The 23,397-nt window shown below is 64.8% G+C and carries 22 protein-coding genes; 14 read left to right on the plus strand and 8 right to left on the minus strand.

The genetic code is table 11. From position 1 onward, the window contains the following. Positions 1-97 precede the first annotated feature (97 nt). On the plus strand, positions 98-1,609 hold the full coding sequence (scpC, locus tag V5G24_RS20180) for a succinyl-CoA:acetate CoA-transferase ScpC (protein WP_394084894.1): 1,512 nt from the start codon (positions 98-100) through the stop codon (positions 1,607-1,609). Between the two features lie 93 nt (positions 1,610-1,702). On the opposite strand, the gene V5G24_RS20185 is transcribed toward scpC, so the two are convergent. Beyond that, positions 1,703-2,737 carry an aspartate-semialdehyde dehydrogenase gene (locus V5G24_RS20185; RefSeq protein ID WP_394084893.1) on the minus strand — a complete coding sequence of 345 codons (1,035 nt, stop codon included), beginning with the start codon at positions 2,735-2,737 and terminating at the stop codon, positions 1,703-1,705. Positions 2,738-2,993: 256 nt separating this feature from the next. Between V5G24_RS20185 and V5G24_RS20190 the strand changes: the two genes are divergently transcribed. From V5G24_RS20190 to cysW, 3 genes are read left to right on the plus strand one after another with little or no spacing between them, the layout of a single operon-like run. Beyond that, complete coding sequence (locus tag V5G24_RS20190) at positions 2,994-3,332, plus strand: hypothetical protein (protein WP_394084892.1); 339 nt, start codon at positions 2,994-2,996, stop codon at positions 3,330-3,332. 53 nt (positions 3,333-3,385) lie between these two features. Then, on the plus strand, positions 3,386-4,207 hold the full coding sequence (gene cysT, locus V5G24_RS20195) for a sulfate ABC transporter permease subunit CysT (RefSeq protein ID WP_394084891.1): 822 nt from the start codon (positions 3,386-3,388) through the stop codon (positions 4,205-4,207). 3 nt (positions 4,208-4,210) lie between these two features. Continuing rightward, positions 4,211-5,083 carry a sulfate ABC transporter permease subunit CysW gene (gene cysW, locus V5G24_RS20200; RefSeq protein ID WP_394084890.1) on the plus strand — a complete coding sequence of 291 codons (873 nt, stop codon included), beginning with the start codon at positions 4,211-4,213 and terminating at the stop codon, positions 5,081-5,083. Between the two features lie 116 nt (positions 5,084-5,199). On the opposite strand, the gene V5G24_RS20205 is transcribed toward cysW, so the two are convergent. From V5G24_RS20205 to sppA, 3 genes are all read right to left on the minus strand, one after another. Next, a complete protein-coding gene (locus V5G24_RS20205; protein ID WP_394084889.1) occupies positions 5,200-5,520 on the minus strand; it encodes a lipopolysaccharide assembly protein LapA domain-containing protein in 321 nt (106 codons plus the stop codon). Between the two features lie 8 nt (positions 5,521-5,528). Continuing rightward, positions 5,529-5,813, minus strand: coding sequence for an integration host factor subunit beta (gene ihfB, locus V5G24_RS20210; protein ID WP_348846829.1), 285 nt, complete (start codon positions 5,811-5,813; stop codon positions 5,529-5,531). A gap of 121 nt (positions 5,814-5,934) precedes the next feature. Then, entirely contained in the window at positions 5,935-6,906 is a 972-nt protein-coding gene (gene sppA / locus V5G24_RS20215; protein WP_394084888.1) for a signal peptide peptidase SppA, read from the minus strand. Between the two features lie 220 nt (positions 6,907-7,126). On the opposite strand from sppA, the gene V5G24_RS20220 reads away from it, so the two are divergent. After that, the gene (locus tag V5G24_RS20220; RefSeq protein ID WP_394084887.1) at positions 7,127-7,879 is read left to right on the plus strand and encodes a carbonic anhydrase; all 753 of its coding nucleotides are present in this window, start codon (positions 7,127-7,129) and stop codon (positions 7,877-7,879) included. A 198-nt stretch (positions 7,880-8,077) separates the two neighbouring features. Here the strand turns inward: V5G24_RS20220 and rpsA are convergent, their stop codons facing one another. The 3 genes from rpsA to V5G24_RS20235 form a co-directional block, all read right to left on the minus strand. After that, positions 8,078-9,778 (minus strand): 30S ribosomal protein S1, encoded by a 1,701-nt coding sequence (gene rpsA, locus V5G24_RS20225; protein WP_394084886.1) that lies wholly within the window; start codon positions 9,776-9,778, stop codon positions 8,078-8,080. Positions 9,779-10,225: 447 nt separating this feature from the next. Beyond that, positions 10,226-11,713: a M48 family metalloprotease gene (locus V5G24_RS20230; RefSeq protein ID WP_394084885.1), complete on the minus strand. Its 1,488-nt coding sequence runs from the start codon at positions 11,711-11,713 to the stop codon at positions 10,226-10,228. A gap of 53 nt (positions 11,714-11,766) precedes the next feature. Further along, complete coding sequence (locus tag V5G24_RS20235) at positions 11,767-12,582, minus strand: thermonuclease family protein (protein WP_394084884.1); 816 nt, start codon at positions 12,580-12,582, stop codon at positions 11,767-11,769. Between the two features lie 124 nt (positions 12,583-12,706). Between V5G24_RS20235 and V5G24_RS20240 the strand changes: the two genes are divergently transcribed. From V5G24_RS20240 to V5G24_RS20265, 6 genes are all read left to right on the plus strand, one after another. Next, positions 12,707-13,345 carry a MarR family winged helix-turn-helix transcriptional regulator gene (locus V5G24_RS20240; protein ID WP_394084883.1) on the plus strand — a complete coding sequence of 213 codons (639 nt, stop codon included), beginning with the start codon at positions 12,707-12,709 and terminating at the stop codon, positions 13,343-13,345. A 320-nt stretch (positions 13,346-13,665) separates the two neighbouring features. Next, the gene (locus V5G24_RS20245) at positions 13,666-15,075 is read left to right on the plus strand and encodes a UbiD family decarboxylase (protein WP_509292262.1); all 1,410 of its coding nucleotides are present in this window, start codon (positions 13,666-13,668) and stop codon (positions 15,073-15,075) included. Positions 15,076-15,109: 34 nt separating this feature from the next. Next, the gene (locus V5G24_RS20250; RefSeq protein ID WP_394084881.1) at positions 15,110-15,895 is read left to right on the plus strand and encodes an ABC transporter ATP-binding protein; all 786 of its coding nucleotides are present in this window, start codon (positions 15,110-15,112) and stop codon (positions 15,893-15,895) included. Next, entirely contained in the window at positions 15,892-16,674 is a 783-nt protein-coding gene (locus tag V5G24_RS20255) for an ABC transporter permease (protein WP_394084880.1), read from the plus strand. The genes V5G24_RS20250 and V5G24_RS20255 overlap by 4 nt, the downstream gene beginning before the upstream one ends. Before the next feature lie 10 nt (positions 16,675-16,684). Continuing rightward, positions 16,685-17,251, plus strand: coding sequence for a TIGR02444 family protein (locus V5G24_RS20260; RefSeq protein WP_394084879.1), 567 nt, complete (start codon positions 16,685-16,687; stop codon positions 17,249-17,251). Further along, positions 17,251-17,823: a UbiX family flavin prenyltransferase gene (locus V5G24_RS20265; protein ID WP_394084878.1), complete on the plus strand. Its 573-nt coding sequence runs from the start codon at positions 17,251-17,253 to the stop codon at positions 17,821-17,823. Before V5G24_RS20260 ends, V5G24_RS20265 begins: the two co-directional genes overlap by 1 nt. A gap of 218 nt (positions 17,824-18,041) precedes the next feature. Here the strand turns inward: V5G24_RS20265 and V5G24_RS20270 are convergent, their stop codons facing one another. Next, a complete protein-coding gene (locus V5G24_RS20270; RefSeq protein WP_394084877.1) occupies positions 18,042-18,962 on the minus strand; it encodes a cation diffusion facilitator family transporter in 921 nt (306 codons plus the stop codon). 171 nt (positions 18,963-19,133) lie between these two features. Here V5G24_RS20270 and V5G24_RS20275 point away from each other — a divergent pair, with 171 nt between their 5' ends. The 3 genes from V5G24_RS20275 to oxlT all read left to right on the plus strand — a co-directional run bounded on the left by V5G24_RS20275 (position 19,134) and on the right by oxlT (position 23,276). Further along, the gene (locus V5G24_RS20275) at positions 19,134-20,183 is read left to right on the plus strand and encodes a MaoC family dehydratase (protein WP_394084876.1); all 1,050 of its coding nucleotides are present in this window, start codon (positions 19,134-19,136) and stop codon (positions 20,181-20,183) included. A 337-nt stretch (positions 20,184-20,520) separates the two neighbouring features. Continuing rightward, the gene (locus V5G24_RS20280) at positions 20,521-21,174 is read left to right on the plus strand and encodes a DUF1796 family putative cysteine peptidase (protein WP_394084875.1); all 654 of its coding nucleotides are present in this window, start codon (positions 20,521-20,523) and stop codon (positions 21,172-21,174) included. A 794-nt stretch (positions 21,175-21,968) separates the two neighbouring features. Further along, complete coding sequence (oxlT, locus tag V5G24_RS20285; protein ID WP_394084874.1) at positions 21,969-23,276, plus strand: oxalate/formate MFS antiporter; 1,308 nt, start codon at positions 21,969-21,971, stop codon at positions 23,274-23,276. Positions 23,277-23,397: the final 121 nt, after the last annotated feature.

Here is a 23,397-nt window from a genome sequence, read left to right on the forward strand (position 1 = left end):
CGATTAAGCTTGCGACCATCGTGGAATACCTAGGTCGCGGACCGCGTGCCAATGGTGTTTTTTGCCTCGTCCTCAGGATCAGCAGGAAGCCTCATTCATGCCGCACGACCGGATCCGCCTCGCCTCGCTGCTCGAAAAGGTGGTCTCTGCCGAGGAAGCCGCATCCCATATCAAGGACGGCATGATGGTGGGCATGAGCGGCTTCACCCGCGCGGGCGAGGCCAAGGCCGTGCCCCTGGCGCTGGCGGAGCGGGCGAAGCGCGAGCCGTTCAAGATCACCCTCGTCACCGGCGCCTCCCTGGGCAACGATCTCGACAAGCAATTGGCGGAAGCCCATGTGCTGTCGCGCCGCATCCCGTTCCAAGCCGACCCGGCGCTGCGCAAGGCGATCAATTCCGGCGAGGTGATGTTCGTCGACCAGCATCTGTCGGAGACGGTGGAGCATCTGCGCACCCACCAGCTTGGCCCCATCGATGTCGCGGTGGTGGAGGCGGTGGCGATCACCGCCCAGGGCGGCATCATCCCCACCACCTCGGTGGGCAATTCGGCCACCTTCGCGATCCTGGCCGAGAAGGTGATCATCGAGATCAACCTCTCCCAGCCGCTGGAGCTGGAGGGGCTGCACGACATTTATATCCCGACCCGCCGGCCGTTCCGCGAACCGATTCCCGTGGTGTCGCCGGAGAGCCGGGTGGGCCTGCCCTTCATCGCCATTCCGCCGGAAAAGATCGTCGCCATCGTGGTGACGAAGAAGCTGGATTCCGCCTCCACCGTCCTCCCGCCGGACCCGGAGACCGCCGCCATCGCCGGCCATCTCATGGACTTCCTGAAGCACGAGGTGGCGCGCGGGCGCCTCACCAATCGTCTCCAGCCGTTGCAGGCGGGCATCGGCACGATTGCGAATGCGGTGATGCACGGCTTCATCGAGAGCCCATTCCACGATCTGACTATGTATTCGGAGGTGCTGCAGGATTCCACCTTCGATCTGTTCGACGCCGGCAAGCTGAACTTCGCCTCGGGCTCCTCCATCACCTTGTCCAAGACGAAATATGACGCGGTGATCCCGCAGATTGCCCGCTACAAGCCGCGCCTGATCCTGCGGCCGCAGGAAATCTCCAACCATCCCGAGATCATCCGCCGGCTCGGCATCATCGCCATCAACACGGCGCTGGAGTTCGACCTCTACGGCAACATCAATTCCACCCATGTGGGCGGCACGATGATGATGAACGGCATCGGCGGCTCGGGGGATTTCGCCCGCAACGCCTATCTCTCGGTGTTCGTGACGAAATCCATCGCCAAGGACGGCGCGATTTCCTCCATCGTGCCGTTCGTGTCCCATGTGGACCATACCGAGCACGATGTGGACCTGGTGGTGACCGACATCGGCCTTGCGGACCTGCGCGAACTGGCGCCGCGCGAGCGGGCGCGCCTGATCATCGCCAATTGCGTGCACCCGCTCTATCGCGACCAGATCGCCGATTATTTCGAGCGCGCGCTGGCCCGCGGCGGCCATACCCCGCATTTGATCGAGGAGGCGCTCTCCTGGCATGTGCGGGCGCGCGAAACCGGCTCCATGCTGCCGGCGCCGGCCCGCAAGATCGCCTGAGGGCCAGCACGCGAAGGGCACCGCGCCCCCCAAACGAAAACGGCCCTCCGAGGAGGGCCGTTCGCACGTGGCTTGCTTTAGAAGCTCAGCCGATCACGCCGCCTTGCGGCGCGAGGTGATCAGCTTGCGGTTGATCAGCACTTCGGCGATCTGCACCGCGTTCAGCGCCGCGCCCTTGCGCAGATTGTCCGAGACGCACCAGAAGGCGATGCCATTGTCCACGGTCGGGTCGTCGCGCAGGCGCGAGATATAGGTCGCGTCCTCGCCCGCCGCCTCGTGGGGGGTGGCATAGCCGCCCGGCTCGCGGGTATCGAGCAGCAGGATGCCCGGCGCATTGCGCAGGATCTTGCGCGCCTCCTCGGCGGAGAGCGGCTTCTCGAATTCCACGTTCACCGATTCGGAATGGGAGATGAACACCGGCACCCGCACGCAGGTGGCGGTGAGCTTGATCTTGGGATCGAGAATCTTCTTGGTCTCGACCACCATCTTCCATTCTTCCTTCGTGTACCCGTCCTCCATGAACGTATCGATCTGGGGGATCAGGTTGAAGGCGATGCGCTTGGGAAAAATCTTCGGCTCGACCGGGTCGGAGACGAAGATCGCCCGGGTCTGGGCGAACAATTCGTCCATGGCGTCCTTGCCGGCGCCGGAGACGGATTGATAGGTCGAGACCACCACGCGCTTGATGGTCGCGGCATCATGAAGCGGCTTCAGCGCCACCACCAATTGCGCGGTCGAGCAATTGGGATTGGCGATGATGTTCTTCTTCTTGAAGCCGACGATGGCGTCCGCGTTCACTTCCGGAACGATCAGCGGCACGTCGGGATCGGTGCGCCATTGCGAGGAATTGTCGATGACGACACAGCCCGCGGCGCCGATCTTCGGCGAGAATTCCTTCGACACGGCTCCGCCCGCCGACATCAGGCAGATGTCGGTGTCGGAGAAGTCGTAGGTGGCGAGATCCTTCACTTTCAGGGTTTTGTCGCCGAACGAGACCTCGGTCCCCATGGACCGGCGCGACGCAAGCGCAACCACCTCGTCCGCGGGGAAGCCCCGCTCGTCGAGGATCGAAAGGATCTCCCGGCCCACATTGCCTGTGGCGCCGGCGACGGCGACCTTGTAACCCATGATCTTCCCTTGAAGTTGCCGGTCTCATATGCCGGAAGGCCGTGATTTAAGCTCTCGCGCGCCTTTGCGCAATGGATGGGGTGCGATGCGGCCGCGCAGGGTGCGGCGCAGGGGTGCGGCGCAGGTGTTGCCGGCGGGTCACGCGATCGCGTCCTCAGTAAAGGAACCGACCTCGACCGTCAGGGTTTCCTTGCTTACAATGCGTTCGTGCCGTAACCGGAATCGTGACGGCTCGTTTGCCGTGCTGGAGGGTCCTATGCGTTTCGCGCCGCTTCTCACCATCGCCGTTGCGTTGACGTTCGCGTCCGTCGGCATGGCCGAGGCCCAGACCGCCTCGAGCACGACCACGACGACCATCAGCAAGCCGACCACGAGCAAGCCCACCACTGCCAAGGTCTCGAAGCCCCGCACCAAGATCGTCGTCACCAAGCGCTCGCCGCTGGATGCCGGCACGGTGGTGAAGCCGGGTTCCAAGTCCTATCTCGATTATGCCCTGCCGGCGGAATATAATTATCCCACCTACGGCGCGGGGCAGGCGAGCATCGTTCCCGGCCGCTATCCCCTGCCGGACCGCTTCTACCTGCCGGGCTATTGATTTTCCTCGCGCCCCACCAGGGGCGCGGCCGCGCAGGATAAGAAGGACCTTTCATGTTCAGCGTCATCCCGGGCTTCCGTCTGTCGCTCGGCATCACGCTCACCTATCTCGGCCTGATTGTCCTGCTACCCATCGCCGCCCTGCTGCTGAAGGCGGGCGACGTGGGATTAGCGCGCTATATCGCGATCATGACCTCGCCGCGCACGCTGGCGTCGTTCCAGGTGACCATCACCACCGCCGCCGCCGCCACCGCCTTCAACGCGGTCTATGGCCTCGCGCTCGCCTGGGTGCTGGTGCGCTATGAATTTCCCGGCAAGCGCTGGCTCGATGCCCTGGTGGACGTGCCGTTCGCCTTGCCGACCGCCGTCGCCGGCCTCGCGCTGACCGCCTTGTTCGCCAAGAACGGCTGGTTCGGCCGGCCGCTGGCGGAATGGGGCATCCAGGTGGCCTATGCCCCCGCCGGCATCGCCTGCGCCATGGCCTTCACCAGCCTGCCGTTCGTGGTGCGCACCGTGCAGCCGGTGCTGGAGGACCTCGCCGCCGACGTGGAGGAGGCCGCGACCACGCTCGGCGCCTCGGACCTGCGGGTGTTCTGGACCGTGATCCTGCCGGCCATCTTCCCCGCCTTCCTGGCCGGCTGCTCGCTGGCGTTTGCGCGCTCGCTGGGCGAGTTCGGCGCCGTGGTGTTCATCGCCGGCAACCAGCCGTTCCGCACCGAGATCGTGGCGCTGCTCGCCTTCATCCGGATCGAGGAATATGACTATCCCGCCGCCGCCGCCATCGCCGCCACCATGCTCGGCCTCGCCTTCCTGCTGCTGGTGAGCGTCAATCTCATCCAGGCGTGGCACCAGCGCCGCGCCATCCGGGAGGATTGAGCCGTGAGCGACCGGGCCTCCCCGCCACGCCGCCGGGTCGGCGACGGCCGCCTCACCCGCACCATCCTGGTGTCGCTGGTGCTGGCGGTCACACTGTTCGTCCTGCTGGCGCCGCTCGCCTCGATCTTCTCGGAAGCCTTCGGGCGCGGCTGGGCCACCTTCGCCGAAAGCCTGGTGCGGCCTGATACGCTGCACGCCATGGGCCTCACCCTGTTCGCGGCGCTGGTGTGCGTGCCGGTCAACGTGGCCTTCGGCATCGCCGCCGCCTGGACCGTGGCGAAGTTTTCCTTCCCCGGCCGCGGTTTCCTGCTGGCGGTGATCGAACTGCCGTTCTCCATCTCGCCCATCGTCGCGGGCGTCGCCTATCTCTTCGTCTATGGCGCGCAGGGGCTGCTGGGGCCGTTTCTCCAGGCGCATGACATCAAGATCATGTTCGCCATTCCCGCCATCATCCTCGCCAGCCTGTTCGTGACGGCGCCCTTCGTCGCGCGCGAGATCGTGCCGCTGATGATGGCCCAGGGCCGCGAGGAGGAAGAGGCGGCGGTGACGCTCGGCGCCTCGGGCTGGCGCATCCTGCGCACCGTGACACTGCCCAATGTGCGCTTCGCGCTGCTCTATGGCGCGACCCTGTGCAATGCGCGGGTGATGGGGGAATTCGGCGCGGTGTCGATCGTGTCCGGCAATATTCGCGGCCAGACCTCAACCCTGCCGTTGCAGATCGAGCTTCTGTATCAGGACAGCCAGGTGGCCGCCGCCTTTGCCGCCGCAACCGTGCTGGCGGGGGTTGCGCTGGTCACGCTGGTGGCGAAGCTGGTGATCGAGCGGCTGGATTCCGAACGCGCCCGGCTGGAAGTGCCGCGCGGCGTTGGCCACTGAGCCGCCAGGGCCGCTCAGTCTCAAGGGCCGCTCAGCCGCAAGGGCCCATGAATCGGAAGTCTTCTTCCGGCGCAGGTTTGCATGCCGGAAGTTGCCGGGCGATTTCCCGGCGACGATCAGGCGTTGCGGATCGGAGCCGGCAGCGCCGGCGCGCCGGAGGCGGAGCGCGGCGGCTCGGGCGGCAGGATCTTGCGGGCGCGCTTGGCTTCCTTGCGGAAGCGGCGCTGGCCGAGCCAGGTCACGGCGCCGCCGATCACCACGCCCGCGATCAGGGTCGCGAAGATCAGCGCGAACAGCGGCAAAGTTACGGCCAGGGTGGTGGAATCGGGGTTGAAAGGGTCCAGCGAGACCGTGACCATCTTGCGATTGGCGACCGCCAGGGCCACCACCACGATGCACACCGGCAGGCCGATGAGAAGGGAAAGAAAGCGTCGCACGAACCGAATCATCCCTCGATATTGAGACGCTCGCGCATCTCCTTGCCGGTCTTGAAATAGGGGACGATCTTTTCGTCCACGTCCACCTGCTTGCCGGTGCGCGGGTTGCGGCCGGTGCGGGCGTCGCGCTTCTTCACCGAGAAGGCGCCGAAGCCGCGCAATTCCACCCGGTCGCCGCGCGCGAGGGCGGAGACGATCTGCTCCAGGATCGCGTTGACGATGTTTTCCACGTCCCGCTGATAAAGATGCGGGTTCGCCTCGGCGATCTTCTGGACCAGCTCGGACTTAATCATGACCGCTCAGCTTCCTTCGTGACCGATCCGTGGTCGCCTGCAACCGGAACGGCTGCCGGCTCGTTCACGCGTCCCAGGTTGCGGGCGCGGCGGATTTGGATGTGGTGTTCTGCCTGTGGCTTCACGACCCGATCTGAGGGTGCCAGAGGGCCAATAACCCGTCAAGCTGAGTGCGTTCCAGAGCCCCCCGGGCGATCCGCGACACAAGCTGCGCCGCCTCTTGCAAACCCACCGCCGAGAGCAGCCAGGATGCACTGCCGCGCAGCCAGCCGAACTCGTCGCCCACCGTCTTGCTGGACCAGGTACGGGTGCGCAGGCTTTCGGGAACCCCCTTCTCGCGGCTCAACCAGGCGCGCGCGGTGCGTTCGTCGCCCAGTTCATCCACCAATTGCAATTCAAGCCCCTGGTGTCCGGTGAACACCCGCCCGTCGGTGACGGCGGCGAGCTTCGCGTCGGAGAGCGCGCGGCGTTCCGCCACCAGGCCCTTGAACCAATCATAGCTGTCCACCACCAGCGCATTGATGGCGGCGCGCGCCTCGGGGCTGGTCGGCTCATAGCCATTGGGCGCGGCTTTCAGGGGCGAGGACTTGATGTCCTCCATCTTCACCCCGACGTTCTTCAGCAGGTCCGTGACATTTGGGAATTGAAAGATCACCCCGATGGAGCCCACCAGGGAATTGCGCCGCGCGACGATATGGTCCGCCCCCATAGCGGCGATATAGGCGCCGGACGCCGCCATGCCTTCCACCACCGCCACCACCGGCTTCTTCTCGGCGAGGCGGCGCAGGGCGTCGAACAATTGCTCGGAGCCGGTGACCGTGCCGCCGGGGCTGTCGATGGAGAGGATCACCGCCGAGGCGCGGGATTTCGCGATCCGGTCGATCAGCTCCACGCGGTCGCGGTCATTGCGGATGATGCCGCCGATGACGAGGCGCGCCACATGGGGCGAGGAGGAAAGATCGCTGCGGCCAACCGCATAATAAGTGGCGCCGCCGATGGCCAGAACCAGGGCCAGCACCGCCAAGGTGCGCCAGAACGTGAGCTTGTGCCGCAACCTGCGACGATCGACGATCTGGTCCACGTCCAGCGACATCACGCTTCTCCTGCCGCCCCCGGCTCCGTCAGTTAAGCGCGCCCGCGCACTTTGGCAACCGGACTTGGAGCTGGCGATCTCCTACGCCCGTTTCGGCGCGCGAATCGCATGCTCGGGCGTATTTCGCAATTTTCGCCGACGCGCCGGCTTAAGCGTGGCACGCGGATGCGATCACAGTTATGTTGCCGCCCGGAGAAGCGCTTACTGGGGCATGAAATAAATGTCTTTCACGCGTCGCAGTTTCCTGAAGGGCCTCGCCGCATGTCCGCTCTGCGCGCAGGCGGCAATGGCCGATTCCTCCGTCCATTGGACTTACGAAGGCCACGGCGGCCCCGGCGAATGGGGGCAGCTGGCGGGCGATTTCAAGACCTGCCAGGTCGGCTCCCAGCAATCGCCGATAGATCTCGATTCCAGCGTGGCGACCGAGCTGCATCCGGTTGTTCCCGCGTGGAAGCCCCAGATGTTCAAGGTCATCAACAATGGCCACACGATCCAGGCGGACGCGCCGGCCGCGGCAAGCAGCCTCACCCTGGGCGATACGCGCTACGAGTTGCGGCAGTTTCATTTCCATGCGCCGAGCGAACATGCGCTGGGTGGCCAGCGTACGGCCATGGAAGCGCACTTCGTTCATGCCGCTCCCACCGGCGGCCTTGCCGTGATCGGCGTCTTCATGACGGCGGGCAAGAAGAACGACGCTTTCGCCACCGTCATGGCCGCGGCGCCCAAGGCCGAGGGGGCCACCATGCTGAAGGATGCGATGGACATCTCCGCCTTCCTGCCAGCTGATCGGAGCCTTTATCGCTATGAAGGCTCGCTCACCACGCCGCCGTGCTCGGAAGTGGTGGATTGGAACGTGTTCGCGAAGTCCATCGAGGTCGCCCAGGCTGACATCGACACCTTCCGCGCCATCTTCCCGATGAATGCGCGTCCGCTCCAGGCCGTGAACCGTCGCTTCATCCTGCGGCTCAACTGACAGCGCAGTTCCGGTTGGTGCTGGCGGGACCGGTTCCTGCTCCTCAATGCCATCGACCCGGCTCGGTCTCGGTATCCGGCCTGTCGCGGCGGAAGACCTGATTGGCGCCTCGCGCGCCGAGGGCAATTCCCCAATAAAAAAGGCCGGCACGAAGCCGGCCTTTCTCTTTTCGTGGAGCGGGTGCCCGAGGGCGACCGATCACTCCTTGGCGTCGTCCGCGCGCTGGCGCAGGGCCGCGCCCAGGATGTCGCCGAGCGACGCGCCGCTGTCCTGCGACCCGTAGGCCGCCACGGCTTCCTTCTCCTCAGCGATTTCCAGCGCCTTGACGGAGACCTGCACCTTGCGCGCCTTGCGGTCGAACAGGGTGACGCGGGCATCCATCTTCTCGCCGACCGAGAAGCGCTCGGGGCGCTGGTCGTTGCGCTCGCGCGCCAGCTCGGAGCGCTTGATGAAGGCGGTGAGGTCGGTGCCGGTCAGCTTCACCTCGATGCCGCCGTCCTTCACGTCCGTGACTTCGCAGGTGACGATGGCGCCCTTCTTGACATCGCCGGCTTCGGCGAACGGATCGCCCGCGAGCTGCTTGATGCCGAGCGAGATGCGCTCCTTCTCGACGTCCACGTCGAGCACGATGGCCTTGACCACGTCGCCCTTGCGGAATTCGTCGATCACCTGCTCGCCGGGACGGTTCCAGTCGAGGTCGGAGAGATGGACCATGCCGTCCACATCGCCGTCGAGGCCGAGGAACAGGCCGAACTCGGTCTTGTTCTTGACTTCGCCTTCGACCACCGCGCCGGGGGCATACTTCTCGCCGAACGCTTCCCACGGATTCTGAAGCGTCTGCTTCAGGCCGAGCGAGATGCGGCGCTTGGCGGGATCCACCTCGAGCACCTGCACTTCGACTTCCTGCGAGGTGGAGACGATCTTGCCGGGGTGGACATTCTTCTTGGTCCACGACATTTCGGAAACGTGGATCAGGCCTTCGATGCCCGGCTCCAGTTCCACGAACGCGCCGTAGTCGGTGATGTTGGTGACGCGACCCTTGAAGCGGGCGTCCACCGGATACTTGGCCTCGATGCCCTCCCACGGATCGCCGAGGAGCTGCTTCATGCCGAGCGAGATGCGGTGGGTCTCGTGATTGATCTTGATGATCTTCACCTTCACCGTCTGGCCGATGTTCAGCACTTCGGTGGGGTGGTTCACGCGGCGCCAGGCGATGTCGGTGACGTGCAGCAAGCCGTCGATGCCGCCGAGGTCAACGAACGCGCCGTAATCGGTGATGTTCTTCACCACGCCGTCGATGGCCTGACCCTCTTCGAGGTTCTGGACCAACTCGTGGCGCTGCTCGGCGCGGGTCTCTTCCAGCACGGTGCGGCGGGAGACGACGATATTGCCGCGGCGGCGATCCATCTTGAGGATCTGGAACGGCTGCTGGTTGTGCATCAGCGGGCCGACGTCGCGGATCGGGCGGATGTCGACCTGCGAGCGCGGGAGGAAGGCCACGGCGCCGTCGAGATCGACGGTGAAGCCGCCCTTGACCTGGTTGAAGATCACGCCCGTGACCTTCTCATTGGCGGTGAACGCCTTTTCGAGCTTGACCCAGCTCTCTTCGCGGCGCGCCTTGTCGCGCGAGAGAACGGCTTCGCCCATGGCGTTCTCGACCCGCTCGAGATACACCTCGACCTCATCGCCCACGGCGATGGGGACATCCCGGCCGGGGCCGGCGAATTCACGAAGGGCAACGCGGCCTTCCGTCTTCAGGCCGATATCGATGATCGCCAGATCCTTCTCGATGGCGACCACAATGCCCTTGACGACGGCGCCTTCCTGCAAATCGGCGCGGCCGAAGCTCTCGTCGAGCAACGAGGCAAAATCTTCACGCGTGGTTTCTGCGAACGACATCTAGTCTCCGAACTGTCTCGCGCCGGCGTCTTTGATATGGACGCCCGTATCGTGCGGATGGTCCGGGAGACACCCGAACCGCCACCGGCAAAGCCGATGGGCCGGCGCAAAGGCCGCGCGATACGAAGCAGGTTGAGGTGTGCAAGGTCAGGCACCGAGCGAAAGCCAAGGCGGGCTGCCTCCGACATTTCGAGGGCAGCGTATCCCGCGCCCCCGGCCCGCCCGAACGGCCCTCGCATGAAGGTCACTGTCTCGGACGCGGCTTACCTAGTGCAGAAACGCCCATTTTGCAAGGCTTGCTTGGGCTTTCCGCCTCAATCGCGCCGAAATCGCGCCTGTTGCGCCGCACATTACGCCCATTGCGCGCTTCGTGCCCACTAAGCCTTTTGGCGCCATGCCCGCCCGTGCCCAGGCAACGTGCCCACGGGACGCGTCCACAAGACCCGCTCAATCGGCGACGATCTTCACCTTGTCGCCGTAGCGCAGCTTCGCGTCCTTATCGAGCCCGTTGAGGATCAGGAAGCGTTCCATGGGCCGGTCCGGCACCTGCATGCGGGCCGCCATCTTGTCCACATTATCCCCGAGGCCGACCGACACCACGCGGATGCGCAGCGGCTTCACCGTCTCCGCCTCGTCGCTGGCGACCCGGCGGAAGGTGTCGGCGGCGGCGCGGAACTGCTTGTCCAGCTCCGGCGTGAGGTTCCGCGCGGCGAAGATCAGGCGATAGACGTCCGAGCCGAAGCGGATGGCGAACATGCGGAACGACCATTGCTCGCCGCGCGCCACCGCGGTCGCCGCCATGAAGCCGTTGACGGTGAGCGTCTCCACCGAATTGATCTCCACCCCCTCGATCCAGCCGGAGGAGAGATATTGGCCGAGCGACTGGTCGCCGTTCACCCGCACCGCGTCGAGCCGCAGCGCCTCCGAGCCGGAGGCTGTGGCGCCGAGCACGGCCTGGGAGGTGTTCTCCAGCGAGAAGCCCTCCGGCGCCACGAAGGTGAAGCCGAGCTTGGGATGGAAGAATTTGCGCCCGCGCACGAAGCCTTCCTTCGGGTCGTCGCCATAGACCATGCCGTCGATGGCGCCGAGATAGGCGGCCTTGTCGCGTTCGCCCGGGCTCGCGCCCGATGCGCCGCTGCCGTTGGGGGTGGCATATTGCCGGGCATTGGCAATGGCGATGGAAATGCGTTCGGGCGTCGCGGGATGGGTGGAGAGGAAGTCCATCTCTGGCGCGGTGCCGGAGCCGAGGCCGCCGAGCCCGCCGCCGGCGCTGCGCAGGCTGGCCTGCTTGCCCATGTCGGTGAGGAAGCGCGAGGCGCCGAACGGATCGAAGCCCGCGCGGGCGGAAATGCCCACCCCGATGGCGTCGGCCTCCAGCTCCTGGCCGCGCGAGAAGCTGGCCAGCGACATGCGGCTCTTGGCCATGGCGAGGGCGCCGAGATCGGGATCGTTCACCACATCCGAGATGACACGGCTCACCAGCACCGCCTGCTTGGTCTGATCCTCCCGAATGGAGGCATGGCGCGCGATCACATGCGCCATCTCGTGCGACAGAACCGACGACAGTTCGGACGTGTCGTTGGCGAGCGCCAGCAGGCCGCGCGTCACGTAGAGCGAGCCGTCCGGCAAGGCGAAGGCATTGATGGCGGGGGAATTCAGCACGGTGACGCGATAGCGCAGGTCCGGCCGCTCGGACGCCGCCACCAGGCGCTCCACCACCTGCTGGATCAGCGCCTTCAATTCCGGATCGTCATAGGCGCCGCCATAGCTCGCCACCAGGCGTTCGTGCTCGCGCTTCTGGGCCGGTGTCATCTCCGGCAGTTGGCTGCGCGCGCCGCCCTCGGCGACCGGCGAGCTGAACCGATCCACATCGACGCCTGCGCAAGCGGTCAGCAGCAGGGAGAGGCCACAGGCAAGCAGGATCGCGCGCAGCACGCGCGCGCCGGGGATGACCCCGGTTCCCTCTGGCCTCCGCCCGCCAACCCCTCTCACCGCACCTGCTCCTCGATCTCCAGCGCAGCCGCCGTCCGCAGGGCGAGCATGGGCCCGCCCTCTTGGTTAACCACCCCGCGCAGGTTCACAAAAGTGCCGGGCAAAATGGCGGGAGCGAGGCCGGCACGCGACATTCTGGCAGCGCGGGAGGCCGGAAGCGTCGCCGTCACATCCTCCCGCCAGCGGGGACCGAAATTGAGATACAGCAAGCCCCGCGCGTTGTTGGCGGCCCGCACCCGGCCGGCCACCAGGGTGAACAGCCCCACATGGTCGGCGACGGCGGCGATATTGGCGGCATTGAGGCGCGCGGCGGGCGAGGCCCACAGGCCGGCGCGGGCCGCGCGGGCCTCGTTCTCGGCTGCCCGCAAGTCCCCCGCACACGCCGGCACGGAGGCCGGATCGGCATAAGCGGCACCAGCCACGAGCAGCGCCCGCGCCAGGGGAACCGCGCCTTCCGGCGTGAGGACCAGGGCATCGGCGATGCGGCGGCCGTGACGATCTTGCTCCCCCGGCGCCAGCTGGAGCGTGTGGCCGACGAGTGCGGCACGGGCGGCCGCTTCGGCCAGCGCGGGGATTTCGGCATCAGGATTGAGGCGCGTGGGCAGCACCACACCCTTCGGCACCAGCCGCACGCCGCCGGACAGCAGCAGCGCGCCGTCGCGCACGCCCGTCACCTGCGGCCATGTGGTCTGCCGCCACGTGAGCTGCCCGGCATCATCGGCGGGCGCGGTGAGCGCTGCATCCAGCGCGGGCGGCGTCATGGCCTTGAGCTTCGGGCAGCCGGCGGCGTGGGCGGATGCTGCGCCGAGCACCACCAGGATTGCCGCCAGAACCGCCCGCTGCGATCCGTGTCTCAGAGCTTCCGATCCTCGATCTGGTTTGGAACCGTTCCAATAGACGCCTTAAGTGTACCCTCCCGCGTCGGATGCTCCAAGCGTGGGCACGCCCGCGCGGCTTCACCCTTTCTTACGTTGCGTTTCCCCACGGGCGGCGCGCGCCGCTGGATTTTGGCCGGGGAAGGTGGTTCCCTTCGAGGCTCATCTGGGACTGCGGATTCGCGGCATGCTCCGGCATGTGCAGCCAACGAGGCGGGAAAGCGTGTCGGAACGTGCAAAGCGGATGGCCGAAGGGCTCTTCAAACGGCCCGGCTTCTTGATCCGGCGGCTGCATCAGATCTATGTCGCGATGTATCTCCAGGAATGCGAGCGGTTCGGCACCACGCCGGTTCAATCGAGCGTGATGCAGGTGCTGCTGATTCAGCCCGGCCTCGACCAGGCAACGCTCGCGGCGGAAATCGGGGTGGACCGGACCACCACATCGAACGTGCTGGCCCGGCTGGAAAAACGCGGTCTCATCAAGCGCGAGGCGACCGAGGACGACCGACGCATCCGCCGCGCCTTCCTCACCGAGCAGGGCGAAATCATGGTCGGCGAGATGCAGGCCGCGCTTGAGAAGGCGCACAGCCGCTTGATCGCGCCGCTGCCCACGGAAGAGCGGGCGCAATTCATCCGTCAGCTGACTTTGCTAGTGGAATCCAACAATGACGAGGGACGCGCGCTTCTGCGCACTTTGTAGGCAGGTTTCGCCTAAAAAAACGCATTGACGCGCGCCAAGTTCGTCAGCACACTGATGAAATGATGAGGACGAAGTGGGGCCGACGTGTCATCTTCGAAATCGTCAGCCAGCTGACTATCTGCGACGGCGCGCGACGCGCTCGCTTTTCCGCGTTTTCGATCAGACCGACGCGCCCGCCTCAAGAGGAACGACGCCGCATTCCATCCATGTGCCGCTGACGATGTACCGCTGACTTCGAAGACGTCGCGCGAGACTGGTCCGAACACGCGCCGAAGAGTCGATTTAAGAAAACGAATATTCCGCCACGAAAGGGTTGTTCTGTGCAGAGCTTGGATATTTTGGACAAGCAGGGCCTTCGTGGCTTCCTGAACATGGTGGAAACGCAATTCCCGGAAGAAATCCTGCGGATCAAGGACCGTGTCGATATCGACCTGGAATCCACGGCGGTCGTGTTCGAGCTTGAGCGCGCGGGCCGCAGCCCGGTGGTGGTGTTCGAGGATTTGGGCGGCAAGGGCATGCCCTGCGTCACGAATATTGCCGCGAACCGAAATCTGCTTGCCGCCTGCCTTGGCGTTTCGGCCTCTGAACTACCGATGGCGTTCCGCGAGCGGTGCCAGAATTATCTCCCCTGCGAAATTGTCGATAACGCGCCCTGGAACGAAGTGGTCATCGAGGGCGACGACATCGACCTCACCAAGCTGCCGATTCCGCTGCAATTCTCGGTGGATGCGGCGCCCTATATCACGGCGGGCCAGCTCACGGCGCGGGATCCCAAGACCGGGATCGACACCACCGGCTTCCATCGCCTGATGCTGCGCGGCAAGAACCGGCTCGGCGTTTCCCTGCATTCGCGCCGCCGCATGTATGAATTCCATCGCCGCGCGGAAGAAATGGGGCAGAATCTTCCGGTCGCCATCACGATCGGCATTCACCCGCTGCACTATATGGGCTCGATGACCTATGCCTATCCGCCCCAGGTGCGGAAGTTCGAGATCATTGGCGGCCTGTTCGGCGAACCCTATCGCCTCGCGCGCTGCGGGGTCGCAGATCTCGAGGTGCCGGCCGGCGCGGAAATGATCATTGAAGGCGAGATCCTCGCCAATGTTCACGAGCCGGAGGGGCCGTTCGGCGAGTTCACCGGCTATGCCTCCTATCGCTCGACGCAGAACGTCTTCGTCGCGCATCGTATTCGCATGCGCCGCGACGCCATGTTCCATAGCGTGACGTCCGGCATGGCGAAGGATCACATCCTGATTTCCTGCGTGACGCGGGAAGGCGAGATCCTCAACGCCCTCAAGCGCAATCTGCCGAACGTGCAGGCGGTGCATGTGCCGCATTCCACCTGCGGCGCCTTCCTCGCGATCATTTCCATGAAGAAGACCGCGGAGGGCGAAGCACAGATGGCCATCATGGCCACGCTCGGCACCGAACTCTACACGAAATATGTCATCGTGGTGGATGACGACGTCGATATCTTCGACATGAACGATGTCTTCTGGGCCATTGCTACCCGCGTGCGGGCGGAGAAGGATATTTTCTTCATCCCCGGTGCCAAGGGCGCGATCCTGGATCCGAGTTCCGATCCCGAGAATTTCACCCTGACCAAGATGGGCATCGACGCGACCCGGCCGTCCGGCCGCGATTTTGCAGAGCGGCTCGTGATTTCGGAGGCCGACCGGGCCCGGGCCCGGGCCATCCTCGAAGGTGCCGGGGTGAAGATCCAAGGTTAGGCGTGCGGGCGCGGCGGTCGAAGGTCGAAGTTAGATGAGCTTTATTGAAATCAGGAACGTCGATCTCAGGTACGGGTCTTCGGCCTCCGGAACCCTGGCGGTTTCCGGTGCCAGCCTCGATATCGAACTCGGCGAATTCGTTGCCCTCGTGGGGCCGAGCGGGTGTGGCAAGTCCACCTTGCTCAAGCTGATCGCCGGTCTCGTGAAGCCGAGCGCGGGGCAGGTGCGCGTCTCCGGGCGCGAGGTCACCGAACCGCTCAAGACCGTGGGGATGGCGTTCCAGAACGCCACCTTGCTGCCGTGGCGCACCATCCGCGACAACATCATGCTGCCGCTGGAAATCGTCGAGCCGCACCGGCGCACGCTCCGGCAGGATCGCGAAAAGAACCGCGCCAAGGTGGATGCCCTGCTGGAGAAGGTGGGCCTCACGGGGTTCGCCGACCGCATGCCCTGGCAGCTTTCGGGCGGCATGCAGCAGCGCGCCCAATTGTGCCGCGCGCTGATCCACGAGCCCTCGATCCTGCTGCTCGACGAGCCGTTCGCGGCGCTCGATACCTTCACGCGGGAAGACCTCTGGTCGGTGCTCCAGGATCTGTGGCTGTTCCGCAAATGCACCATCGTGCTGGTGACGCACGAACTGCGCGAGGCGGTCTATCTGGCGCAGACGGTGCACGTGATGTCCTCCCGGCCGGGCCGGCTGATCAAGAACCGCAGCGTGGAGATCGCGCGGCCCCGCACGCTCGAAACCACATTCGAACCGGGGTTCGTGGAGATCGTCCACGGGCTGCGCCAGGCCATCAGCGAGGGGAAAACCCCATGAGCTCCAAGACTCTCGAACGAATCGCCCCATGGGTGACGACCCTCGTCCTGGTGCTGCTCTGGTGGCTGGTGATCGTGGTGTTCGACGTGAAGGCCTATATCCTTCCCACCCCCGGCGAGACCATCAAGGCGCTCTACCAATATCGCTATCCGCTCATGACCAACGGCCTGTCGACCCTGACGACGACGGTGATCGGCTTTGGCATCGCGGTGGTGTTCGGGCTCGCGCTGGGGATCATCGTCGGGTCCTCGCGCCTCGCCTATTGCGCGGTCTATCCGGTGATCGTCGCCTTCAACAGCGTGCCCAAGGCGGCGCTGGTGCCGATCCTCGTGGTGTGGTTCGGGCTCGGGTTCGTGCCGGCGGTGATCACCGCCTTCATGCTGTCGTTCTTTCCGGTGGTGGCGAACGTGGCACTTGCGTTCTCCACCATCGAGCCGGAGTTGACCGAGCTGATGCGCTCGCTCGGCGGATCGCGGCGGGACATGATCGTGAAGATCGGCATTCCCCGGTCGCTGCCGTATTTCTTCGCCTCGCTGAAGATCGCCATCACCTTGTCTTTCGTCGGCTCGGTGATCGCGGAAATCATTGGCGGAAATACCGGGATAGGCAATGTGATGCTGGTGGCGAGCTCCAATTTCAACATGCCGCTGGTGTTCGCGGCGCTGGTTGTGGTGGGCGGCCTCGGCATTGGCATGTATGCCTTGTTCGATATGTGGGAGCGGCGCTTCACCTCCTGGTCAGTGCGCGACGTCGCCTCCACCACACCGGGCGGCGGCTGAAGGTATGCGGATGAACGATCGGTCCCTCAAGGCGTTCGCGCTGGATCTCTATGGCCGCGCGGGTGTCGCGCCCGCGTGCTTGAGATTGCAGGAGAAAACGGCGCTGAATGTGAACCTGCTGCTGTTCGCGGCCTGGTTCGGCGCCAGCCTGCGGCGGGAGCTTTCGCCGGAGACCGCCGCCGCCGCGCAGGAGCGGGTCGAGGCGTGGCATCGCGACATCGTGCTGCCGCTGCGCGCGGTGCGCCGCCGCCTGAAGACCGGGCCCTACCCGGCCCCGAACGGGGCGACGGGGGCCTTGCGCGGCACCGTGCAGAGCATCGAGATCGGGGCGGAACTCATTGAACTTGAAGAGCTTGACGCGTTCGCCCGCGCCCTCGCCACCGGGCCGTCGCCCGCCTTGCCCGAGCCCCTGGCCCGCGCGGCGATGCTGGAGGTGGTCACGCTTGCGACCGGCCGCCCCGCCGATGGACAGGAACGCTCGGATATCGCGCTTATTGTTTCCGCCTGCTTCGCCCCGCAGGAGTTAAGCCCGGCAACGCCCGCCGCCCCGCAAAGCCTTCCGAGCGAGACCCTTTGATGCGCCGCCTGATCATTGCCCTCACCGGCGCGTCCGGCGCGATCTATGGGGTGCGCGCGCTCCAGATTCTGCGCCAGATCGAAGATGTGGAAACCCACCTCATCCTCACCCCCTCGGGCGTGCGCACCCTGATCGCGGAGACCGACATCTCCGTGGACGAGGTCAAGGCGCTCGCAGATTATGTGCACAATCCCAAGGACATCGGCGCGAACCTGTCGTCCGGCTCGTTCGTCACCGACGGCATGCTGGTGGCGCCGTGCTCCATCAAGACCTTGAGCGGCATCGCCAATTGCTTCAACGAGGAACTGGTGGTGCGGGCCGCCGACGTGTGCCTGAAGGAACGGCGGCGGGTGGTGCTGCTGCTGCGCGAAACCCCGCTCCATGCCGGCCATATCGAGCTGATGGCCCAGGCGACGCGCAACGGCGCGATCATCATGCCGCCGGTTCCGGCCTTCTATCACCGCCCGACCTCGGTGGATGACATCGTCACCCAGACCGTCTCGCGCGCCCTCGATCTGTTCGGCATCGCCTCGCCTCTGGCCAAGCGCTGGAACGGCAAGGACGTGGATTAGGGGTGGCGGAAAACCCGGGTCCGCGCCGTCGCCCATCAAAATGTTTCACGTGAAACAATGGGTTAGCGCGGACGAACAGGGGTTTCGTGACGCTTCTCCACGGCTTTTCGGCAGTTGAAGGCGCCTGTTCGCCCGAACGTTCGGGACACGCTTCGGGAAGCCGGCCCCGCCATGCTCCCCCATCGGGCCGGCGCCGGATGGCGCCGCGCCCGCCCGGCTTACACGCTACCCATGGCGGCGGAGAAGGTGCGGGCGGTGGGCGGCAGCAGCACGATGGCGACGTCCACGTCGTCGCCCGCCTTGGCGAATTCCGCCTTCACCGAAGCGGACAGCTCGGCCACCGCATCGCGCGCCTGGGCCACCGTCCAGGCGGGGTCGAAGCCGAGATGCAGTTCCACCATCATCTTGCCGCCGTGGGAGCGGGTGCGGATGTCGCCCAATTCCTCGAAATCGTCGAAATGGGCGGTGAGCGCCTTCAGGATGCGCAGCTGCCCCGCCTCGCCGATCGCCTGGTCGAGCAGCGAGCCGAGCGAATTCGTCAGCATCTCGAAGATATTATAGACCATGAAGGCGATCACGACGAAGGACGCCGCCGGGTCGAGATAGGCCACCCAGGCGATTTCGTCGAACGCCGAGGTGATCACGGTGACGATGAACACCGAGCCGCTGGAGCAGGCGGAGACCAGATGCACCCGCGCCTGGGCCGCCAGCACCGGCGACTTGGTCTCGCGCGCCAGCCGCACCGCCTTGCGATTGAGATAGGCATTGCCCACCACCGCGACGAAGGTGACCGCGAGGCCGAGGCCGGCGCCGCTCACCGGCTCGGGATGCAGCACGCCCATGATGGCGCGCGAGCTGGCGATGATCACCAGCACCACCTGAAGCACCGCGATCATCAGCTCGGCCAGGTTTTCCAGCTTGCCGAGGCCATAGGCATAGCGCCCGGCATTCCCCTTGTGCGCGATCCGCAGCACCAGCCAGCAGGCGGTCAGCGAGGTGAGGTCGAAGGAGGTGGCCAGAAGATCGGTGAGCACCGCCGCCGAATTGGTCATCGTGGCGGCGAGCACATAGAAGGGGAACAGGCAGGCCACGAAAATCATGGCCTGGAACGACAGATTCTGGCTGGTAGATCCCGACACGCAACGCCCCCTTCGCTGGCCTGGGCGCATGAGGACCGGGCAAGCCCGCGCCGTCAAGCGCCAACACCGCGCAGGACGGGACGGGGCCAGAAATCGCCCTGGAAAACCACCGGGACCGTTGCGCGGCAAACCCGCGCTGGGCAACATAGGGCGCTGTTCGCAGGGGGCTCCATGTCCAAGACCAATTCGGGCAATTTCTTCGAGGATTTTTCCATCGGCCAGATCATCCGCCACGCGACGCCGCGGACGGTGAGCGTGGGCGATGTCAGCCTCTACAGCGCCCTCTACGGCTCGCGCTTCGCCGTGCAGTCTGGCGACAGCTTCGCCCAGGGCCTCGGCTATCCCCGCGCGCCGGTGGATGATTTGCTGGTGTTCCACATCGTGTTCGGCAAGACCGTGCCCGACATCTCGCTGAACGCGGTGGCGAACCTCGGCTATGCGGGCGGGCGGTTCCTCGCCCCGGTCTATCCCGGCGACACCCTGCACGCGGTCTCCGAAGTGATCGGGCTGCGGGAGAATTCCAACGGGCAGAGCGGCGTCGTTTATGTGCGCTCCACTGGCTTCAACCAGGACGGCGTCGAGGTGCTGGACTATGTGCGCTGGGTGATGGTGCGCAAGCGCGACCCGCGCGCCCAGGCGCAGGAAACGCTGATTCCCCTGCTGCCCGCGGCGCTTGCCCCCGACGCGCTCGGCGATGCCGTGCCGCCGCTGGACCTGGAAGGCTGGCGCGACGATCTCTCCGGCTCGCCCTATCGCTTCGCCGATTATGAAATCGGCGAGCGCATCGACCATGTGGACGGCTCCACCGTGGAGGAGGCCGAGCATATGATCGCCACCCGCCTCTACCAGAACACGGCGAAGGTGCATTTCAACCAGTTCACCGAGGGCCAGGGCCGCTTCGGCCGCCGCCTGATCTATGGCGGGCACGTCATCTCGATCGCGCGCGCGCTCTCCTTCAACGGGCTGGCCAACGCCTTCCACGTGGCCGCGATCAATGGCGGGCGCCACGTCTCGCCCTTGTTCGCGGGTCTGACCGTGTTCGCCTGGAGCGAGATTCTCGATACGGCGGAGGTCTCGGGCCGCGACGACGTGGGCGCGCTGCGGGTGCGCACCATCGCCACCAAGGATAATCCCTGCACCGAGTTCCCGCTGAAGGACGGAGAGGATTACGACCCGAGCGTGATCCTCGACCTGGATTATTGGGTCCTCATCCCCCGCTGAACGCCTTCCGGATATCGAGCGGACGGCGGCGGAGGCGGGCCGTCCGGTAGATGTGATCCCGTGCGGCGCCATTGCGCCCGTCATACACCCCGCCGCTGCGCCTTGCGCTTTATGGCCCAGGCTCGCGATGTGTTAACTTGGAGTGAGATGTGGTTTTCACCCCCCGCGTCAAAACCTATGAACACAGATCAATGCGAACCGACCTGCCGGGCGTCTTCGCACAGCTTTTCCGGAGCCGATTCGATCTATGAATCGTCTGAATATCAATCTCCATCAGTTTATTACATGAAACATATAGTATTTTTTCAAATTCATAGTACCGGCGAGGATCGCCCTCATGACTGTAAAATATAGCGAATATGTTTCTCTTGGGGTCAATTGCGAAGGGGCATTTCAGATGCGCCGTGTTCTTGGCCGCGATTCCGCAAGCTTCTTCAGCTGGAACGTCACGCCAGTCGCGTCTTTAGAGACTTTAATCAGAGGCAGATTTAACGATATACTTAAACCTGAAAACCTATCGTCTAGTAATGATTTTTCCATGATCTTGGACGCCTCCCACGGCCATAAGTTTCATTCGCCATTTTCAAGGGAAGAGAAATTTAAGGAAGACCCTGATTTCGCGTCAAAACTCGACGAGCACGCGCAAAAATCAAAATATCTGATAGATAAATTCTTACGACCCAGGCAAGACAGTGAAACTACTGCGTATTTTTACAAGAGCATTGGAAATGAAGATCCGATTGAATTTAAATCGACATGTTTCCGGATAGCGGATCTTCTTAAAGAAATACATGGAGAATCCGTATTTTCGCTGATCGTTCTACAACTCGTTGAGCGCAGCGAGGCGCCGTGGGATCATGCGCACATTCATAATCGATACCTCAGGCGTTATGCTCCTTGGCACGACGCGACAGACGGACATGTAAATTCTTGGGACAAAATATTCCGTGAATTTCCACACGCCGAAAATATGCGCCTTGCCGGGTATTAAACAGGCATCCAACGACATATGCGGCCGGTCAGGCCATTTGTAGCGGATCCCACACTATGTCCACGGCCATCTTGCCCGGATCCGGACACCGCTGAATATACAGATCTCTGGTGGCGTCACGTTTCGCCTTTGTTCGCGGAACTGACCGTGTTCGCCCACCCTTCCCCAAGGTGCGCGCCCCACATCGGCCCCGTTTCGCGCCCGGGCAGCTGCGGCGCAACGCCGCCGATCGCGCAATTGTGTCCCCGAACAGCGCCGCCCGGCTCCCTTAAGGGAAATGGTTGCAATGCACCACGCATGCGCGTGCAGCGCAGCTAAAACGATGCGACCGGCCGACATTCCCCCACGAGATGGGTAAGTCACAGAGCTGTCGTCGTTTTTCCCGTGCCCTTAGGGCAATTCCTGACCGTCCGTGCCCCACCGACGCTGCGGCCGCGACGTGCGCGCGGCCGCAAATGCTGCTGTGCGAAAGGTTCGCGAGCCTCCGTGCCGCTGGGGCAGACCCTGGGGCATGCCGCAACGTGCGGACCTTAGGTAAGCTATTGATCTAAATACACATTTCCTAACGGCACGACTTGCAAGACGGCGCATCGTCTGCTGTGCTCCGGCTTCTGCGTATCTGGCATGCCAAATACCGACGCCAAGGGAAGCCGGAATCGGCGGGACGTCGCGTCGGACAGGATCAAGCGATGACCGCGCGCCGCGCGGGTGAATTCCAAACCCCAGAGTGCGGGCGGATGGGTTCCTAAGGCCACCCAGAATGGCCGCCCAAAAGGAAACGAACGAGGATAGCCATGGTTCAAGCCGAACACTCCAAAGTCGCGGTGCAGCGCTGGTTTCAGCTCGCCTGCGGCGTGATCTGCATGGCGATGATCGCCAATCTCCAATACGGGTGGACGCTGTTCGTCGATCCGATCGAGGCCCAGCATCATTGGGGCCGCCCCGCCATCCAGACCGCCTTCACCATCTTCGTGCTGACCGAGACCTGGCTGGTGCCGGTTGAAGCCTGGTTCGTGGATCGCTACGGCCCGCGCCTCGTGGTGGCCTTCGGCGGCATCATGATCGCCGGCGCCTGGGTGATGAATTCCTATGCCGACTCCCTGCTGATGCTCTATTCGGGCGCGGTTATGGCCGGCATCGGCGCCGGCTCGGTGTATGGCACCTGCGTCGGCAATGCGCTGAAATGGTTCCCGCACAATCGCGGACTGGCCGCCGGCATCACCGCCGCCGGCTTCGGCGCGGGCGCGGCCCTCACCGTCACGCCGATCGCCCACATGATCCAGGCCAGCGGCTACCAGGCCGCCTTCTTCTATTTCGGCATCGGCCAGGGCGCCGTGGTGCTGGTGCTGTCGTTCCTGCTGCGCCATCCGCACGGCTCCATGGGTCCCGCGCCGAAGAAGAGCCGGGTGGTCCAGAGCGCGGTGGAATACACCCCGCGCGAGACCCTGGGGCGCCCGATCTTCTGGCTGCTCTACGCCATGTTCGTGATGGTCGCCGCCGGCGGCCTGATGGCGGCGGCGCAGATCGGCCCCATCGCCCACGACTTCAAGGTCGCCGACGTGCCGGTGAGCCTGTTCGGCGTCACCATGGCGGCGCTGACCTTCGCCATCTCGCTCGACCGCATCCTGGATGGCTTCGGGCGTCCATTCTTCGGCTGGGTGTCGGACCGCATCGGCCGTGAGAACACCATGTTCATCGCCTTCACGATCGCTGCCGGCTCGCTGCTGATGCTGGTCTATAACGGCCACAATCCGTATGTGTTCGTGATCTTCTCGGCGCTGTTCTTCGGCGTGTTCGGCGAGATCTACTCGCTGTTCCCCGCCACCTGCGGCGACACGTTCGGCTCCAAGTTCGCGTCCACCAATGCGGGCATGCTCTACACCGCGAAGGGCACCGCAGCGCTCATGGTGCCGGCGGCCAGCATCGTCGCCGCCGCCTACGGCTGGTCCATGGTGTTCGCCATCTCGGTGGGCCTGAACCTCACCGCGGCGTTCCTGGCCATCTTCATCCTGAAGCCCTGGCGCGCGCGCATCTTCGCCCGCACCGCGACCAAGGTGGATTCGGCGCCGAATGCCTTCGCCACCGAGCGCACCGCGCCCTGACGCGAACGGGGACCGGCGCGCCCGGTCCCCTCAAGCGCTCGACCGGCCCAGCCGGTCCCCGATCTGGAAGGCCGGCGTCGCCGGCCTTTTTCATGTCCGCAAATGCTCCATCCCCGTGGCC

It is taken from the genome of Roseixanthobacter finlandensis (assembly GCF_043195105.2).
Taxonomy (GTDB): Bacteria; Pseudomonadota; Alphaproteobacteria; order Rhizobiales; family Xanthobacteraceae; genus NCEH01.